This is a genomic window from Antarctobacter heliothermus (assembly GCF_900188425.1).
GTDB lineage: Bacteria > Pseudomonadota > Alphaproteobacteria > Rhodobacterales > Rhodobacteraceae > Antarctobacter > Antarctobacter heliothermus.
Genome location: NZ_FZON01000020.1, coordinates 1 through 17,522, shown reverse-complemented (window position 1 = coordinate 17,522; position 17,522 = coordinate 1). Strand labels below are relative to the sequence as shown.

20 protein-coding genes and 2 tRNA genes are annotated in these 17,522 nt (G+C 62.8%); 12 read left to right on the top strand and 10 right to left on the bottom strand.

The genetic code is table 11. From position 1 onward, the window contains the following. The first annotated feature begins 58 nt into the window (after window positions 1-58). Window positions 59-628, top strand: coding sequence for a peptidoglycan L,D-endopeptidase MepK (gene mepK, locus CHB90_RS11935; protein WP_089278100.1), 570 nt, complete (start codon window positions 59-61; stop codon window positions 626-628). 225 nt (window positions 629-853) lie between these two features. Here mepK and CHB90_RS11930 read toward each other — a convergent pair. After that, window positions 854-930 (bottom strand) — tRNA-Asp (locus tag CHB90_RS11930). A 37-nt stretch (window positions 931-967) separates the two neighbouring features. Next, window positions 968-1,044, bottom strand: a tRNA-Asp gene (locus CHB90_RS11925). Between the two features lie 245 nt (window positions 1,045-1,289). Between CHB90_RS11925 and CHB90_RS11920 the strand changes: the two genes are divergently transcribed. Continuing rightward, window positions 1,290-2,057: a polysaccharide deacetylase family protein gene (locus CHB90_RS11920; protein ID WP_089278099.1), complete on the top strand. Its 768-nt coding sequence runs from the start codon at window positions 1,290-1,292 to the stop codon at window positions 2,055-2,057. A 5-nt stretch (window positions 2,058-2,062) separates the two neighbouring features. Here the strand turns inward: CHB90_RS11920 and CHB90_RS11915 are convergent, their stop codons facing one another. After that, the gene (locus tag CHB90_RS11915) at window positions 2,063-2,311 is read right to left on the bottom strand and encodes a hypothetical protein (protein ID WP_089278098.1); all 249 of its coding nucleotides are present in this window, start codon (window positions 2,309-2,311) and stop codon (window positions 2,063-2,065) included. 341 nt (window positions 2,312-2,652) lie between these two features. On the opposite strand from CHB90_RS11915, the gene rimK reads away from it, so the two are divergent. The 7 genes from rimK (at window position 2,653) to CHB90_RS11880 (ending at window position 9,744) form a co-directional block, all read left to right on the top strand. After that, window positions 2,653-4,068, top strand: a complete 1,416-nt coding sequence (gene rimK, locus CHB90_RS11910; RefSeq protein ID WP_245823233.1) for a 30S ribosomal protein S6--L-glutamate ligase — start codon at window positions 2,653-2,655, stop codon at window positions 4,066-4,068. A gap of 112 nt (window positions 4,069-4,180) precedes the next feature. After that, window positions 4,181-4,543 (top strand): SUF system Fe-S cluster assembly protein, encoded by a 363-nt coding sequence (locus CHB90_RS11905; RefSeq protein WP_089278143.1) that lies wholly within the window; start codon window positions 4,181-4,183, stop codon window positions 4,541-4,543. An 81-nt stretch (window positions 4,544-4,624) separates the two neighbouring features. Beyond that, complete coding sequence (locus CHB90_RS11900; RefSeq protein WP_089278097.1) at window positions 4,625-5,824, top strand: multidrug effflux MFS transporter; 1,200 nt, start codon at window positions 4,625-4,627, stop codon at window positions 5,822-5,824. A 95-nt stretch (window positions 5,825-5,919) separates the two neighbouring features. Further along, window positions 5,920-7,140 carry a glycerophosphodiester phosphodiesterase family protein gene (locus CHB90_RS11895; RefSeq protein ID WP_089278096.1) on the top strand — a complete coding sequence of 407 codons (1,221 nt, stop codon included), beginning with the start codon at window positions 5,920-5,922 and terminating at the stop codon, window positions 7,138-7,140. A gap of 105 nt (window positions 7,141-7,245) precedes the next feature. Then, entirely contained in the window at window positions 7,246-8,946 is a 1,701-nt protein-coding gene (locus CHB90_RS11890; protein WP_089278095.1) for a mechanosensitive ion channel family protein, read from the top strand. A gap of 94 nt (window positions 8,947-9,040) precedes the next feature. Next, window positions 9,041-9,424, top strand: coding sequence for a HesB/IscA family protein (locus tag CHB90_RS11885; RefSeq protein ID WP_089278094.1), 384 nt, complete (start codon window positions 9,041-9,043; stop codon window positions 9,422-9,424). Next, on the top strand, window positions 9,421-9,744 hold the full coding sequence (locus CHB90_RS11880; protein ID WP_089278093.1) for a TfoX/Sxy family protein: 324 nt from the start codon (window positions 9,421-9,423) through the stop codon (window positions 9,742-9,744). Before CHB90_RS11885 ends, CHB90_RS11880 begins: the two co-directional genes overlap by 4 nt. 95 nt (window positions 9,745-9,839) lie before the next feature. On the opposite strand, the gene CHB90_RS11875 is transcribed toward CHB90_RS11880, so the two are convergent. After that, window positions 9,840-10,733, bottom strand: coding sequence for an isopenicillin N synthase family dioxygenase (locus CHB90_RS11875; RefSeq protein WP_089278092.1), 894 nt, complete (start codon window positions 10,731-10,733; stop codon window positions 9,840-9,842). A 142-nt stretch (window positions 10,734-10,875) separates the two neighbouring features. On the opposite strand from CHB90_RS11875, the gene tpiA reads away from it, so the two are divergent. Then, on the top strand, window positions 10,876-11,628 hold the full coding sequence (gene tpiA / locus CHB90_RS11870; protein WP_089278091.1) for a triose-phosphate isomerase: 753 nt from the start codon (window positions 10,876-10,878) through the stop codon (window positions 11,626-11,628). Window positions 11,629-11,762: 134 nt separating this feature from the next. Here tpiA and CHB90_RS11865 read toward each other — a convergent pair whose 3' ends face one another. Beyond that, window positions 11,763-11,942, bottom strand: coding sequence for a hypothetical protein (locus tag CHB90_RS11865; protein ID WP_141135859.1), 180 nt, complete (start codon window positions 11,940-11,942; stop codon window positions 11,763-11,765). A gap of 151 nt (window positions 11,943-12,093) precedes the next feature. Beyond that, window positions 12,094-12,393 carry a hypothetical protein gene (locus tag CHB90_RS11860; RefSeq protein ID WP_089278089.1) on the bottom strand — a complete coding sequence of 100 codons (300 nt, stop codon included), beginning with the start codon at window positions 12,391-12,393 and terminating at the stop codon, window positions 12,094-12,096. Between the two features lie 10 nt (window positions 12,394-12,403). On the opposite strand from CHB90_RS11860, the gene CHB90_RS11855 reads away from it, so the two are divergent. After that, the gene (locus CHB90_RS11855; protein ID WP_089278088.1) at window positions 12,404-12,775 is read left to right on the top strand and encodes a hypothetical protein; all 372 of its coding nucleotides are present in this window, start codon (window positions 12,404-12,406) and stop codon (window positions 12,773-12,775) included. Between the two features lie 139 nt (window positions 12,776-12,914). On the opposite strand, the gene CHB90_RS11850 is transcribed toward CHB90_RS11855, so the two are convergent. The 4 genes from CHB90_RS11850 to CHB90_RS11835 form a co-directional block, all read right to left on the bottom strand. Beyond that, window positions 12,915-14,345, bottom strand: a complete 1,431-nt coding sequence (locus CHB90_RS11850) for a TRAP transporter large permease (protein ID WP_089278087.1) — start codon at window positions 14,343-14,345, stop codon at window positions 12,915-12,917. Between the two features lie 4 nt (window positions 14,346-14,349). Then, a complete protein-coding gene (locus CHB90_RS11845) occupies window positions 14,350-15,084 on the bottom strand; it encodes a TRAP transporter small permease (protein WP_089278086.1) in 735 nt (244 codons plus the stop codon). An 86-nt stretch (window positions 15,085-15,170) separates the two neighbouring features. Further along, window positions 15,171-16,178: a DctP family TRAP transporter solute-binding subunit gene (locus CHB90_RS11840; protein ID WP_089278085.1), complete on the bottom strand. Its 1,008-nt coding sequence runs from the start codon at window positions 16,176-16,178 to the stop codon at window positions 15,171-15,173. A gap of 492 nt (window positions 16,179-16,670) precedes the next feature. Further along, window positions 16,671-17,228 (bottom strand): helicase-related protein, encoded by a 558-nt coding sequence (locus CHB90_RS11835; protein ID WP_212591594.1) that lies wholly within the window; start codon window positions 17,226-17,228, stop codon window positions 16,671-16,673. Window positions 17,229-17,258: 30 nt separating this feature from the next. Between CHB90_RS11835 and CHB90_RS11830 the strand changes: the two genes are divergently transcribed. Beyond that, a partial coding sequence (locus CHB90_RS11830; RefSeq protein WP_170941050.1) for a transposase occupies window positions 17,259-17,522 on the top strand: 264 nt, incomplete at its 3' end.

The window sequence follows — 17,522 nt, the reverse complement described above, 5'->3', positions numbered from 1 at the left end:
AGAAGGCGCACAACGCTGCGCCCACAGGTAACACGGCGACCACGGGACAGGCGCTCACATGACAGAGATGACTTCTGGCGGCCTCACACGCCGCGCACTTCTTGGCGCATTTGCAGCCACCGCTGTTGCGGCAGCACCCACCTATTCGAACGCAGCAGGGTTCCTGCGCGGTGCAGGCGATGTTCGCCGCATCCGCATGTACTCTGGCCGCACCGGAGAGCGGGTGGACATGATCTACTGGATCGAAGGCGAATACATCGCCGACGCGGTCAAAGAGGTCAATTATTTCATGCGCGACTGGCGCAATGATGAAATCAAGGCAATCGACCTGCGGACAGTCGATATCATGACCGCAGCGCACAACCTGTTGGATGTGTCTGAGCCTTACATGCTTATTTCGGGCTACCGCAGCCCGTCGACTAACGCGATGCTGCGCGCCCGCTCTTCGGGCGTGGCCAAGAACTCGCGCCATCTTTATGGTCAGGCAGCGGATCTTCGGCTCGCCTCTCGCTCCGTCGGCCAGATGTACAGCGCCGCAAAGGCCTGTGGCGGTGGCGGCGTCGGCCGCTACACCCGGTCTGACTTTGTCCACATGGACTGTGGTCCGGTGCGCAGCTGGGGTAGCTGATCCCACTTGTCCATCCGTCGTGTTTGTCCAGGCGTCCCATGCGGGGCGCCTTTTTTCTTTTCGCTCACATATTCTTTTCGCTCATCGGCCGGGGACGGGACAGTCAGGTATTCCTTACGCCGCCTGCCCCGCACGCCCCGGTGTTTGAAAATACAACACGCAGACCCCCCATCGGGTTCCGCGCGACGTCGACTTTTTTTCAGGAAGGGCCTCCAGAGGAGGAAATGGCGCGGTTGACGGGGCTCGAACCCGCGACCCCCGGCGTGACAGGCCGGTACTCTAACCAACTGAGCTACAACCGCGCATTTACGCCGGACGTACCAGAGTTCGGGGCAGTGTTGGCGCGGTTGACGGGGCTCGAACCCGCGACCCCCGGCGTGACAGGCCGGTACTCTAACCAACTGAGCTACAACCGCTTGACTGCCGCCGTGACCTCTAGGCCGTGGCGTGAGCGGTCTTCTATGCGCAGGCCCCTGCCCCGTCAAGCAGTTTCGACCCGGTTTCTGGTGCATTTTTTCAGAGGATTTCGTGCCACAGTTCGTTGCCGATAAGACACGGCAAGCCGTCGGCGCTTTCCCGCCTTCGGGAAATACCTTGCCAATCAAGGACAGCCCGGCTTGTGTCGGAGGGTCTGCCCGTCCTCCATTGCCAAGGTCGTATCATGTCACATTTTTCACGTCGGACATTCCTGTCCGCCGGCACTGCTGCTCTTGCCCTGTCCCGCCCCGATACGCTTTGGGCCGCGCCGCAAATCTCCCTGCCGCAGGACATGGTGTCCAAGGACTGGGTGACTGTGACGGCGGTCAATACCGCGTCTCCGGTGGTGGCGATGACATTTGATGACGGGCCGCATCCGACCCTGACTCCTAGACTCCTCGATATGCTCAAAGCCCGTGGTCTGCGCGCCACGTTTTATCTCATTGGTCGCAGGGTCGTCACCTGGCCGGATATTGTCAAGAGGATTGCAGACGAAGGTCACGAGATCGGCAACCACAGCTGGTCGCATCCCAATCTTGCCGGGTATTCGGACAGCTATGTCCTGAACCAGATCGACCGCACCTCTGACGCGATCTTCAAGGTGACGGGCCGCCCGCCGGTCACGTTCCGCCCGCCGTATGGGGCCTTCACCCATCGGCAACGGCAAATGCTGTACCGCTCGCGCAGCCTGCCGACGATCCTGTGGTCGGTTGATCCGCAGGACTGGCGCCGCCCCGGGGCCAGCGTCGTGGCGCGGCGCATCCTGTCGCACTCACGCCCCGGCTCGGTGATCCTGACTCACGACATCCAGAGCGGGACCGTCCGCGCCATGCCGCAGACTTTTGACGGCCTGACAGCCCGCGGCATGAAATTCGGCACCATGAGCCAGATGATGGGTTGGCCGCTTTGGCAAAAGCGCAACTTTGTCCAAACCGTCGCCTCTGCAGGGTGATCTGGTCATCCGCCGGGTTTGAGGCGGTTGCCGATTGACTCCAGCTCTGCCGCCAGCAGCATCAGTCGGGTGACAGGACCACCGCTGGAATGACGGCTGGTGACATAGGCTGCATGTTCGACAAGCGAAGCTGCGGCGTGCAACACGTCGGGCACGCTCTCTTGGCCAGAGCAATTTCGCACAACCTCGATCAAGTCGTGAAGGCCGTCCTGTCCTGCGCCGCGTTGGGCGCTGTCACGCGGGATCTGGGTCATTACCGGGTCCGATCGAAGATGAGTATTTCAGACTAAAGGCGAGTTGATCGCACACTTTACAGCTAATGCGCGAACTCCCGCTTGTCAAAGAAGTTTACCAATTTTGCGGTTGCAAGAGCCCGAACCCGGCAAAGCCCACCGCGCGATCCACGCGCCAAAAGCGCGATCGACGCACCATCGTCCCCGGCAGGAAAGACAAATGCCCCTGTCGCCTATCGCCGCCGGCCTCCTGCCCGCCGCTGCCATGCGCCCGCGTAACACCGCCGGATGAACCGCGTTCGGGGTCTTGTTGCCGCGCGGGGGGCTTGGTACGGCTGTAATGGCTCTGAGAGGAGGGCCATATGGACGACCAACAAGATCCGCTCCCCGACATGATCCGCTTTGGGTGGGAAGAATGGGTCTCGCTCCCCGATCTCGGCCTTCCGGCACTGCGCGCCAAGGTTGACACCGGCGCCCGCACCTCGGCGTTGCACGCCTTCGACATTGAAACATTCGGCCCGGCGTCGTCGCCCAAGGTTCGGTTCACCGTTCATCCGGTTCCCGGGCGCGAGGATCTGGTGATCCCCTGTTCGGCCCGCATCGTCGACCGCCGCAACGTCACCTCCTCCAACGGAGAGACGGAATCGCGCTATGTCATCGCCTCGACCATCCGGGTCGGCGACGAAAGCTGGCGCATTGAAATGACGCTGACCGACCGGTCCACCATGGCGTCACGGATGTTGCTGGGCCGCGAGGCGCTGAAGGATCACATCACCATCGTCGCCACCGACCGCTTTCAACAGCCGCGACTGTCCTACGATGTCTACACCACCGCCCGCGTGCGGCAGGCCGCGCCGAACCGCAGCCTGCGCATCGCGGTTCTCAGCCGCGAGGACAATTATTCCACCCGCCGCATGGTCGAAGAGGGCGAGGCACGCGGCCATACGGTCGAGGTGATTGACACCACCCGGTGCTACATGGCGATCAACGCCCTGTCGCCAGAGGTGCATTACGACGGCAAGCGCCTGCCGCGCTACGACGCGGTGATCCCGCGCATCGGGGCATCTGTCACCGCCTACGGCACTGCCGTGATCCGTCAGTTCGAAACCATCGGCACCTTTTGCGTCAACGGCTCTCAGGGCATCTCGGCCTCGCGGGACAAGCTGTACGCCCACCAGCTGATGGCGCGGCACAAAATCGGCATGCCCAACACTGCCTTTGCCGCCTCGCCCAAGGACACGCAGTCGCTGATGCGGCTGGTCGGCACTGCGCCGATGATCGTCAAGCTGCTGGAATCGACCCAGGGCAAGGGCGTGGTGCTGGCCGAAACCAAAAAGGCCGCCGAATCCGTGATCGACGCCTTTCGCGGCCTCAAGGCAAATTTCCTCGTGCAGGATTTCGTCAAGGAGGCGGCGGGTGAAGACATCCGCTGTCTGGTCATCGGCGGCAAGGTCATCGCGGCGATGAAACGCACCGGGGCCGAGGGCGACTTTCGCTCCAACCTGCATCGCGGCGGATCGGCCAAGGTGGTGCGCATCACCAAGGAAGAACGCGACTCGGCGGTGCGCGCGGCGCGCGCGTTCAAGCTCAACCTTGCCGGGGTGGACCTGCTGCGCTCGGAATCCGGCCCCAAGGTGCTGGAGGTCAACTCCAGTCCCGGATTCGAAGGTATTGAAACCGCGACCAAAAAGAACATCGCCGGGATGCTGTACGAGCACATAGAGGCAAAGGTGCGCCCGACCCCGGTCAAGCGGATCGTTTCGGACGACGATTCCTGAGCCAGAATCAGCCATCTGGCGTTCCGCGCAAGCGATGGATTTCGCGGAACGCCTTTACCTGACTATCCCGGTCGCCTATATCCCGGTAGAGCAAGAACACCGAAGGATCGTCATGACCGAGCCCAACGCGCAGATGGAAGGCGCCCCGCTGATCGCCCCGTCAAGCACCGACCACCCTCTGTACGATACCGTCGTCGAGGCGTGCCGGTCAGTCTATGACCCGGAAATCCCGGTCAACATTTATGATCTGGGTCTGGTCTATACCGTCGACATCAATGACCAGAGCGAGGTCCGCATCATCATGACGCTGACTGCGCCGGGCTGTCCCGTGGCCGGAGAGATGCCGGGCTGGGTCGCCGAAGCGGTCGAGCCGCTGCCGGGTGTGAAACACGTCGATGTCGAACTGACGTGGGAGCCGCCCTGGGGCATGGACATGATGTCCGACGAGGCGCGGCTGGAACTGGGTTTCATGTGATTTCCTGCGGGCCTGTTATCCGGCCCGCATTATCTGGCCCGCAGAACATGTATCGCAGGGGCATCCTTTGAAAATGGTCCCATGCGTCCTGTTCCCTCACAACCTCCCCGGCTGCGCACACTTGTCCTGATCACCATTCTGGGCATCGTGTCGGTCAACATGTTCCTGCCGTCGCTGCCGAACATGGCCAGTGCCTATGCAATCACCTACGCGCAGGCCAGCCTGTCGATCTCCGTATTCATGCTGATCACGGCGGTCTTGCAGGTGATCATCGGCCCGTTGTCGGATCTCTACGGACGCCGTCCGGTGCTGCTGTGGTCGCTGGCGATCTTCACGCTGGCCTCGCTGGGCACCGCGCTGGCGCCGGATTTCACCAGCTTCATGATATTCCGTGTCCTGCAATCCTCTGTCATTGCGGGCAATGTGCTGTCTCGCGCCATCGTGCGCGACACCTCTCCCCCGTCCGAGGCCACCGCGCGGCTTGGCACCATCGGCATGGCCATCGCGCTGGGGCCGATGTTGGCCCCGGTGGTCGGCGGCACGCTGGATCAGCTGATGGGGTGGCGTGCGACGCTCTGGGTGTTCTTTGTCGCCGGGGCGGGGCTGGTCTGGCTGTGCTGGCACGACCTTGGAGAGACCAATGCCACCCGTGGTCGCGGCTTTGCGGCGCATTTCCGATCCTATCCGGCGCTGCTGAGCAACCTCGCATTCTGGTCCTATACCTTTTCCGTGGGGTTTGGCCTGGGGATCTTTTTTGCCTATCTGGCGGCCACGCCGATCCTGGCCGTCGCCGTGTTTGACCTGCCCGAAGGCGTCGTTGGCGCGCTGATCGGCCTGCCGCCGGTCGGGTTCATCTGCGGCAGCTATCTGTCGCGGCGCTTTGGCGGACGCTGGGCGACGGCGCATATGGTGGTGATCGGGCGGCTGGTCTCGGTCGTCGGGCTTGGCGCCGCCTTGCCGCTGTGGTGGCTTGGGTCGGGGTCTGCGCTCAGCCTGTTTGTCATGATGCCGGTCATTGGCCTGGCCAATGGCATCAGCACACCGGCGGGTCTGGCCGGTGCCATGTCGGTGCGTCCGGATCTGGCGGGCAGCGCGGCTGGACTGTCCGGCGCGGTCACGGTCGGATGTGCTGCGGCCATGACTGCGGTCTCGGGCGCGCTGCTGGGGGCCACGGCGGATCCCGCGCGGATGCTCTGGCTGCTCTTGGGACTGGCCCTGCTGTCGGTTCTGGCCGCCCTTCCCGCTCTGCGATCGCACGTCAGCGCGCCGTCCCAAACCTGACAACCGCGCAGGACCGTCATGCAGGCGTCACCGCGCAGTCACGGACACGTCATGCCCGGTGTGGTAATCTGGACCTCTCAACTGGAGGTTTCCCAATGTCATCCTTTCGCATCCTGTCGCTGGCCGCGCTTGTCGCCTCACCGGCCCTGGCCGAGACCCACGCGACCCCTTATGACGCCGCCCTGACCTATGGCGTCCGCCCCGCCTACCTGATTTCGCAAATGGAAGACGGCGCGCTGAAGGACACGCTGCAGTCCTGCCTTGGGCAGACACCCGCGCGCTCCAAGTTCTCCATCGGGCACCGTGGCGCGCCGCTCATGTTCCCCGAACATACAGAGGAATCGAACCGCGCCGCCGCCGGCATGGGCGCCGGTATCCTTGAATGCGACGTGACCTTTACCGCGGACAAGGAGCTGGTCTGCCGCCACGCCCAGAACGACCTGCACACCACCACCGACATCGTCGCCACCGATCTGGGACAGAAATGCACCACACCCTTTGCCCCCGCCTCGGGGGATCAGACCGCCACAGCCGAATGCCGCACGTCGGACCTGACGCTGGCCGAGTTCATGACGCTGAAGCCCAAGATGGACGCCGCCGACCGCAGCGCCACCACGGCAGAGGCCTACTTGGGCGGCACCGCCGACTGGCGCACTGACCTGTATGTCAACAACGCCACACTGATGACCCACGCCCGGTCCATCGAACTGTTCGACAGCCTTGGCGCGGATTTCACACCCGAACTCAAAAGCCCCTCTGTCGAGATGCCCTTTGACGGCTTCAGCCAGCAGGACTACGCGCAAAAGCTGATCGACGCCTACAAGGACGCCGGGATCGACGCCAGCCGCGTCTGGCCGCAATCCTTCAACCTTGACGATGTGCTTTACTGGATCGAGGCAGAGCCGGAATTTGGCGCGCAGGCGGTCTACCTGGTCGAGTGGACAGACGGTTTTGACGAACAGGCCGCCGACACATGGCTGCAGGATTTCGCCGCGCTCAAGGAACAGGGCGTCAACTACCTGGCCCCCTCTCTGAACATGCTGCTGACCCTTGAGGACAACGGCGACATCGGCGCAAGCGCATATGCCCTGGCCGCCAAGGAGGCCGGACTGGAACTGATCACCTGGACGCTGGAACGCTCTGGCCCGCTGGCGACGGGCGGCGGCTGGTACTACCAGTCGGTGGCCGAGGCCATCGACCGTGACGGCGACTATTTCGAGGTTCTCGACGTGGTGGCGCAGGACGTGGGCGTGATCGGCGTCTTCTCTGACTGGCCCGCCACGGTGACCTACTACGCCAACTGCATGGGCCTCTGACCCTATCGGGGCCGCCCCTTGCCGGGCGGCCCCGGACCGCGTGTCGGCCCTCCGGCCCGGTCCCTTTTACGGAACCAACCGCCGGCCTGCCGCGTTAATCGCCCGATGCGACGTATTCCCGGCCCCCGCCTGTCCCCGCTTGTTCCGCTGCTTGTGTCCCTGTGGGTGATCCTGCTGGGCACCATGCTGCCCGCGCAATCCGACGACCCGTGGTTTGAGGTCGACACCCTCAATCCCGGCCTGGGGGCCGCGCCCGACTGGCTGGATCGCAGCACGCCCCGCGCCACGATGGAGGCGCTCCTGCGCAGCGCCCGCACAGACCCCGAGGCCCTGTCGCGCGCCCACCTGCTGGACCTGTCCAACCTCGACCCAAAGGAACAGCCCGCCAGCGGCCCGCGTCTGGCCCGCGAACTGGTGACAGTGATCGAACGCCGCGCCGTGCTGGACTGGGGCCAGATCCTTGACCGGCCCGATGCGCTGAACACCCGCCAGACCTCCAGCGCCGCAACCGCCGGGATGAAACGCCGCTCGCTGCTGGTCTGGGAGATCGAGCTGGACGGCATCCCGGTCGCCATCCGCCTTGACCGGATCAAACCGGCCGATGGTGATCCGGTCTGGGTGATCTCGCGCCAGACCGTGCAAAAGATCCCCGCGCTCTACGAGGCGTATGGCCCCTCGCACTATGAACGGCTGCTGCCCGACTCGCTGCGCGAACACGCCTTCTGGCGGCTGATGTGGTGGGAGGTGTTCGGCCTGCCGCTGCTGGCGCTGCTGGCGGCGCTGGCCGGTCAGGGCACCGCCGTCGCCCTGCGCCGCGTGGGGCGTCACGCCACGCGCCGGATCACAACCGCCGCCTTTCGCGCCGCGCGCACGCCGATGGTGCTGGCCGCCGTGGCCCTTGTGCTGGCCATCGGCACCCAGACTGTGTTCGTCTTTTCCGGCCGCCTGAACACCGTCCTGACACCGCTGATCGCCGCCTGTTTCGTGACTGCGGCGCTGATGCTGATCGTCAACGTCGTCGAGGTCATCCTTGACCAGATCACCGGCTTTGACGAAATGGACCTGACCCGCCAGCAATTCGATGAGGCCCGCACCCGCGCCACCCGCATCGCCGCCGTGCGCCGCATCCTTGTGATCATCGTTTTCCTGTTCGGCTTTGGCATCGTGCTGGCCTCGGCCAACCTGTTTCGCACCTACGGGTTTTCCCTGCTGGCCTCGGCGGGCGCGCTGACCCTGATCCTTGGCTATGCCGCGCGCACCATCCTGACCAATATCCTGGCCTCGCTCCAGATTGCCCTGAACCAATCCGCCCGCATCGGCGACCGCGTCGTCTACCGCGACGCGCTCTGCCATGTGGAGCGGATCAACTTCACCTATGTGCAACTGCGCGACTGGGATGGCACCCGGCTGGTGGTTCCGGTCAGCGAATTTGTCTCGTCCACCTTCGAGAACTGGACGCTGAAAGAACCGGAGATGCTGCGCGTGCTGAAATTCAAACTGGCGCCAGAGGTCGACATCGACCGCCTGCGCGCCTGTTTCGAACAGGTGCTGGACTCGCTCGACCAGGCCGATCTGGACGACCGCGACAAATCCGCCGTGCGCGTTACCGGGCAGGACGCCTATGGCATCGATGTCTGGTTCATGGTGCCGTGCCGCGACCCCAACAGCTCGTGGGACACCGCCTGCCTTGCGCGGGAGGCGCTGATCACACGCCTGAACCGGATCGAAACCGAGGAGCACGCCACCATCTTTCCCGATGTGGCGCTGCCCGCCGACCCAGAGCCGCCCAAGCCCGCCGCCGCCTGACCAATTCGTGTTCCGATCCGTGTCGCGCCGCCGGACCGCCTCTTGTTCTGGCCCACCGCATACCCTAGGTTTGCAGTCAGAAAAGGAGTATCCGATGTTCGGCATCCCCGGCCAAGCCCCAGTGACCATTACCCCCGCCGCCGTGCGCCAGATCCGCAAGCTGATGGAGCGTGACAATCGCTTCGGGCTCAAGATCGGCATCAAGAAGGGCGGCTGTGCGGGCATGGAATACACCATGGACTATGTCGATGCGGCAGAGACCAACGACGAGGTCGTGGAACAGGACGGCGCGCGGGTTCTGATCGCGCCCATGGCGCAGATGTTCCTGTTCGGCACCGAAATCGACTATGAAACCGCGCTGCTGGAATCCGCGTTCAAGTTCCGCAACCCGAACGTGACAGACGCCTGCGGCTGCGGCGAGTCGATCAAGTTCAAGGATGTCGAGGAACTGACCGCCGGACAGGACGCCCAGGGGTGAGCGTCTCGCCCGAAGAGATCGCGTTTGCCCGCGATCTCTTTTCGGGGCTTGGAGAGATCACCACCCGCAGAATGATGGGCGGCCTCTGCCTCTATCATGACGGCACGATCTTCGCGATCCTGCACTCTGACGGCGGCATTCTCCTCAAGGGTGCAGGCCCCTTCATCGACCGTCTCGAATCCATGGGCTGCACCCGCTGGACCTATACCCGCAAGACCGGGCACAGCGCCGCCATGCCCTACTGGACCCTGCCTGGCGCGGCGCTCGACGATCCCGATGAGGCGGTCGCCCTCGCCCGTGAGGCCCTCCGCCACCTCTGATATCCCTCACACAGCCTGTTCCTTGATGAGTCCCGAAGCGAAAAACGCGCCGCAAGGCGCGCCCGCCGGGCCATGCGGCGCGCCGGACGACGCTCCTACCCTTTCTGCAAATGCAGATAGGTTTCGTTGAACCGCCGCGACAGATGATCCCCCGCCCGCACAATCTCACCCGATCCCATCGGCGCGACATTGGTCTCGAACCCCGGGTTAAAGAACAGCGGCACCGAAATCCGCTCCTGCGCCGACCCGCGCACCCGGTGCGGCGTCGCCCTGACCCGTCCCTTGGTCCAGATCTCCAGCATCTCGCCAAAGTTGATGATGAACTCGCCGGGCTGCGCCTCGACCGCCAGCCAATCGTCCCCCCGCGTCAACACCTCCAGCCCCGGCACACCGTCCGTCCCCAACAGCGTCAAACAGCCGTAATCCGTATGCGCCGCAATGCCGAAATCCCGGTCCCCCGCCCAATCAGGACGCGGTGGATAATAATTGCCGCGCAACAGCGCCATGGGTCGCGCGAACTTGTCGTCGAAAAACCCGCGCTCTTCACCGATCGCCTCGGCGATCCCGCGCAGCAGGTCCATCGCCACCGCCAGCGCATCGCGGTAATAGGCCCCGATGACCTCGTGGAACCCTTCGGGACGCGCGGGCCACAGGTTGGGCGCATAGACCGACAGGTCGGACCCCGGCACCTCGAACCCGCAGTCGAACACCTGTTTGTAGTCGGGGTTGGCCTGCGGATCGACCTGCTCGCTCTGTGGCGCGCCCCAGCCCCGGTTCGACCCCGTCGCCGCCATGTCCACCACGCGCTTTTCCGCCTCCGGCTGATCAAAGAACGCGCCGTACGCCGCCAGCACAAACCGCATCCGCGCAGGCGTGATCGCGGTATTGAACACCGTCAGGAACCCGCTGTCCTCTGCCGCCACCCGCAACAATTCCAGCGTCTCAGCCTCTCGCGCCGCGATCTTCTGCGCATCCAGTCTGGGGATCATCCGCACTCTCCTATGGCGATTGACCAAGCGCCCGAACATGCGCCCGCGATACCGGCATTTGTCACGTCGTCGCGTGCCTCGCAACCGGGCTTGACGCCGCGCCCTGCCCGGTGACACTGAACGGCAAAACAGGGAGACGCACATGCGACGCAAACTGGCCGCAGGCAACTGGAAAATGAACGGGACAAAGGCGTCCCTGGCCGAACTGTCGGCAATGGCCGCCGCCGCCGACGGCACCGCAGAGGTGCTGATCTGTCCGCCCGCCACGCTGATTGCCCTGGGCGTCGACACCGCCCCCGATATCGCCTTTGGCGGGCAGGACTGCCACACAGCCCCCTCGGGCGCACACACCGGCGACCTCTCCGCCGCCCAGCTGGCCGATGCCGGGGCCAGCTATGTGATCCTTGGACATTCGGAACGCCGCGCCGACCATGGGGAAACGGACACCCAGGTCCGGGACAAGACCCGCGCCGCGTGGGAGGCCGGTCTGACAGCCGTGGTCTGCGTCGGTGAGACACTGGACCAGCGCGAACACGCCAACACGCTGGACATCATCGGCGGTCAGCTGGCCGGGTCGATCCCCGACGGCGCCACCGCCCACCGCCTTGTGGTGGCCTATGAACCGGTCTGGGCCATCGGCACCGGCAAGGTGCCGACCATGGACCAGATCAGCGAAGTCCACGGCTTTATCCGCGCCCGTCTGGAACGCCGCTTTGGCGCAGGTGTGGGCCGCTCCACCCGCATCCTCTACGGCGGCTCGGTCAAACCCTCCAACGCGGTCGAGATCTTTGCCGTCCCCAACGTCGACGGCGCTCTGGTCGGCGGGGCCTCCCTCAAGGCCACGGACTTCGGCCCCATCATCGAGGCGCTGAACAAGGCCCCGTCCGAGGCTTAAACCGCCCCCGACTCCGCCCCCGACCCCCCGCAGGCCGGGCTTCAGCCCGGCACCTCCGGTCCACCACTCCAAAACACCCGCCCCACAAAAAAACGGCGCTCCCCCAGAGCGCCGTTTTCCAATTCCCCGGCCCCTCAATGCCCGGGCCGCACCGCAAGCGTGAAATACACAAACATCGCCACCTCGCTCACCAGCGCTTTGTCACACAGAGACATCTCCGCCGCCGCATAAACCGCCGCCAACACCAGATACATCGCGTGATGGCACGAGGCCATCTCCACCAAACGCCGCGCCAGTCCGATCATCATTCCCATTTCGCTCTCCATTAAGTCTTTGAGGGCTGGCCAGCCGGTTGTTAAGGTTTGTCCCAAGACACCCTGAGGATGCGGCAATTGCGCCGCCGACCGTGACGTCGGTCTTGGGACGGAACAGGACGATTGAGGACGAATGGCTTCTTTTGGGGAACTACTGGGGGCTGAAATCCTCGAAGCGCGCGAGGAGCAGCGGCTGACACAACTGGTCTTGGCCCAAGAGGTCTTTGACGACGAAAACTACGTCCGCCGGATCGGCGATTATGAGACGGGCAAGGTCGCCCGCCCGCAAGCCAAGGTCTATCGCCCGATATGTGACTTCCTTGGGATCACATCCCAAACCATCGGCGCGCTCAAGGCAAAGGCCACCGACGCCAAAACCGTCACCGACGACGAACTGCTGGCGCTGCGCACCGAAAAAGGCTCTCTCGAACAGGCCCTGTCCGACCTGCAAGGTACATCCCGTGGACTGGGCTTTGACGCAGAACAACCTCGCCGGTGCGCTCGGAGACCAAGGGGAACGCACCGAAGGCCCCGAGGGTGCGGCGCTGCTGGTGCAGGCCGTTAACGCCTACTGCGCAGCACTGGAAGTCCTCACCCGCGAGGCGCATCCCGTGCACTGGGCACAGACACAGGAAAACCTTGCCATGACCGAAGAGGCGATTGCCGGACACGACACCTGCTCCGATGCCGCACCGCACCTGCGCGCCGCGCTGGATCATGTCACCGCCGCGCTACAGGTCTATGACCCCGAACACATGCCCTACGATTTCGGCACGGCCACCAAACTCAAAACCCGTCTCAAAGAAAAACTCGCCGCTCTCAAAACCCCGTAGGGTGGGTTTTCAACCCACCGCCCGCGCCAAACCTTAACTCAAAGTAAAACCGCCCCCACAACCCCTTGATCTTACACACCCGCCACGCTGTCCACACGTGGACACAAGAAAAAAGGGCCGGTCTCCCGGCCCTTTTTTGTCACTTCGATCGCGCCTCGCAGAAGGCTGCTTCCAACTGGTTCGTCGGCGGCGCGCCCTCGCAATTGATCTGCGGCCCCATCACCGCGTCCGGCAGCACCGTCGAGATGATCGGAATATAGGTCACCATGATCAAAAAGACGAAAAGCACGGCCAAAAACGGCAGCGCCGCCTTCACGACGCGCATCATCGGCATGCCCGCCACACCAGAGGTCACGAAGAGGTTCAGACCCACAGGCGGCGTGATCATCCCGATCTCCATGTTGACCACCATGATGATGCCCAGATGGATCGGATCAATCCCCAGTTGCAGCGCGATGGGAAACACCAGCGGCGCCACGATCACCAGCAGGCCCGACGGCTCCATGAACTGGCCGCCAATCAGCAGGATCACGTTGACGATCACAAGGAACATGATCGGACCAAAGCCCGCGTCCAGCATCGCCCCCGCGATCTTCTGCGGTATCTGCTCATCGGTCAGCACGTGCTTGAGGATCAGCGCGTTGGCGATGATAAACATCAGCGTGACCGTCAGCTTGCCTGCCTCGAAAAGCGTGTCCTTGGTGTCCTTGTGAAAGAACGCGGTGACCAGCGCGATGGGCTTGCGCATCAAGGGCGTGTTTGGTCCGCCCTCCTTGTTCGCCAGCGGCCCCATGTCGCGATAGACAAAGGTCGCGATGATAAAGGCATAGACCGCCGCAACCGCCGCCGCCTCTGTCGGTGTAAAGATACCGCCGTAGATGCCGCCGAGGATGATCACGATCAGCAGCAGACCCCAGAGCGCATCGCCGCCGGACTCGGCCACCTCACCCCAGCCCTTCCATTCACCTTTGGGCAGGCTGCGGACGCGGGCGATGATGTAGATCGTGGCCATCAGCATGGTGCCCGCCATCAGGCCGGGAATGACGCCGGCCATGAACATCCGGCCAACCGACACATCGGTGGCCGAGGCATAGACCACCATCACGATGGACGGCGGGATCAGGATGCCCAGTGTGCCAGCGTTGGCGATGACACCAGCGGCAAAGTCCTTGGAATACCCGACCTGCCGCATCCCGGCGATCACGATAGAGCCGATCGCAACCACCGTCGCGGGCGATGACCCGGACAGCGCGGCGAACAACATGCAGGCAAAAACGCCCGCGATGGCCAAACCGCCGGGCAGATGCCCGACACAGGCGATGGAAAAGCGGATGATCCGCTGCGCCACGCCACCTGTCGACATGAACGACGAGGCCAGCACAAAGAACGGGATCGCCAGCAGGGTATAATGCCCCGCCATGGCCTGAAAGAAGGTCTGGGCAATCGAGGCCAACGAGGTGTCGCTGAGCACCAGCAGAAACACGATCGAGGAAAACCCGAGCGAGACGGCAATCGGCACGCCGATCAGCATCAGGCCGATCACCATGGCGAAGAGAATGACAACATCCATGGGTTCAGTCCTTGTTCAGATGCGCGACGTCTTCGACCGCGTCTTCGGCTTCGTGGCTGACGATCAGGCTTTCATCGTTGCCGCGCCAGATGCGCACGGTGGCCTGGATGAACCGCAACAACAGCAAGGCCGCGCCAAAGGGCAGGATGAAATAGGGAATGAAACGCGGGACCTTTTCATAGGCTTCGCCCTCGTTGACCCACGGTTCGATAAAGCGCAGCCACTCGGGCATCCGAATATCGACGACCTCGTACCAGCTGCGATAGGACGTCCGGGTCATTTCCTCAAAGCCGGTCGGGAACCAACGTCCCGTGGTCTGTGGCAGGTTGGCAAAGTTGGCCCAGTAGTCCCATGCTCCCTTGAGCAGCAGGAACGCATAGGCAAGGCAGACCGCCGCCGCAATCAGGGTCAGCGTTTTGCGAACGGGAGCAGATACGAGGTTCAGAACCGCGTCGACACCCAGATTGGCGGTCTTCTTGACCGCATAGCTGATACCGAACAGCACCAGCCAGGCAAACAGGAACGAGGTCGCCTCAAGTCCCCAGATCAGGCCACCGGGCAGGTCGATGCCCAGGGAGTCCTCGACCCAGCGGCCGAACTGACTGTTCACGCCATAGCGCAGGACCACGTTGATGAAGGTAATGATTGTCATTGCGCCAAGAATGAGCGCAATCACCGTCTCTTCCAATTCGTCGATGAAACGCCCGAACATCCCGTTCGGTGGATTATGAGCTGACATGGTCCCCCCTCGTCGTCCCGTTTGCGGATACAAAAAACCCGGCCCCTATCCGTTCACAGGGGCCGGGTCACAGGCATTCCGGCCTGTTACATGCTTTCGTTGATCGCCTGTGCCGCGTCGATGTTGTCCTGGCCCACGTCCTTGACGAACTGTTCCCAGACTGGCTTCATCACGTCGACCCAGGCCTGACGCTGTGCGGCATCCAGTTCACGCACCACGCCGCCCGCGGCGATGATCGCCTCTTTGGCTTCCTGGTTGACCTTGAACGACTCAGAGTTGCGCGCCTCTGTCACCTCGGCGAGAATGGTGCTCAGCTGATCACGGACGTCCGCGTCCAGACCTTCCCACCAGTCGACATTGGTCACGACCAGATAGTCGATCACACCGTGGTTGGTTTCGGTGATACCGTCCTGAACCTCAAAGAACTTCTGGCCATAGATGTTGGACCAGGTGTTTTCCTGACCGTCCACAACGCCGGTCTGCAGCGCGCCGTACACTTCGGAAAAGGCCATCGGCTGCGGGCTTGCGCCCAGGGCTTCCATGTTGGCCTTCAGCACGTCGGACGGCTGCACCCGGAATTTCAGGCCCATGGCGTCGGCAGGCGACATCAGCGGCTTGTTGGCGGAAATCTGCGTGACGCCATTGTGCCAGAAGGCCAGACCCAGCAGGCCGCGGCGGGTCATCGATTCCTTCATCGCCTGACCAGTGTCAGAGTTCTGGAACGCGTCGACCGCGTCGATGTTCTTGAACATGAACGGCAGGTCAAAGATGCGGAACTGCTTGGTGAACTGCTCGAACTTCGACAGCGACGGCGCGGCCATCTGGACGTCGCCCTGCAGCATCGCCTCAAGAACCTGATCGTCGTTGTACAGGGTCGAGTTCGGGAACACTTCCATGCAGGCCTTGCCGTCCATCTCGGCATTGACGCGCTCCATCAACAGGGTCGCGGCGATGCCTTTGGGGTGACGGTCGGTGTTGGTGACATGGCTGAACTTGATGACAAGCTCACCCTCGTCGCAGGCAGCCTGTGCGGTTGTAGCGGCACCAGACATCAGTGCGGCGGCCGCCACGGCGGTCATCAGAAACTTTTTCATGGGTATCCTCCCAGATACATGTTGGACGTTTTGCGGCGCCCCTCCTCGGGCACCGAATACGCATAACAAAGCCGCGTGACACGAATCAGATCAAGGGTGAGTCGCGCAGGTGGCACATTTTCGGTTTTTATGGCTTTATTACATATGCTTGAAACCGGTCTTGCGCTGAATCTCGGCGTTGGCATCACGGGACCGTGTGAAACTCCGCACAGGTGTTTCCGCTCTCAGTGCGGAAATCCGCACAGTTTTTGATCGGCTGGCGAATCCCTGCGCGCCCGACAGACTGTGGTCATGAGCCGCTTCTGCCGGGAGAACGCTCGTCCTTTGATTTCAATAAGTTATGCGACAACCCTTTGAACTAACTTTATTTCTCAACCGCACGACGCCGCAGCCAGACGCCGCCGACGGATCGAAACGGAGAACGAAGTCGTTACACCGGTTGACCTATTGTTGACCCGCGTTCCCCGCGCAATGTTAAGACTGCTTCTTGCCTTAGGCCCACCCGGCCCGCATTAGCGCTGCAAAATCTCGGCGGGACAGGACTTGGCTACAATCCCGCCAGTCCTTTTCACTGGGTTCAGACGTAGCTTGATAGCGCAAGTCGAAGCCTGTCGCCTCCTTTTGGGCATCAATATACTCGTCCATTTTTTCACCAAGCGTCTCGATATCATCGATCCACTCATCTTTGATAGTATCTGGCAGAGAACCAAAAAGATTGTATCGATCGCGCATTCGCTCGGATAGTCGCTCGTAGACCTTTTCATCGACAGTCTGCTCGTTGACGAGATTGAGCATGTCAACTTTCTCGCGTGCCTGTCCGAAGCGCTTAATCCGTCCAATACGCTGTTCAAGCCGTGTCGGGTTCCAGGGCAAATCAATATTGATGAGAGTACCTAGCGTCTGGAGGTTCAAACCCTCGCAGGCTGCATCGGTTGCGACCATGATCTTTAGGTCGTGCGCGGCAACCATTTTCTTGAGCGTTTCTCGTTCGATGCTGACACTTTCGCCTGCCTGGGGCTTTGTTGCGCAAAGGCTGGTTGAGGGATTCATCTCGTGAATCCAGCGTGGTAGCTGTCCTGCATGAGCAGACCGATCCCGCCGAGCTACAAGACCAAGAACTGGCCGGCCTACAACGAAGCGCTGAAGCAGCGCGGCTCCCTGACGATCTGGTTCGACCCGGACATGGTCTGGGTGCCACCGCCGACCGGCAAGCGAGGCCGGCAGCCGCTCTATAGCGACGCCGCGATCCAGGCATGCCTGACGATGAAAGTCCTTTTCGGCATGGCGCTCCGGCAGACGACCGGGTTCGTTGAAAGCCTACTGAGCCTGGTCGGCCTCGACTGG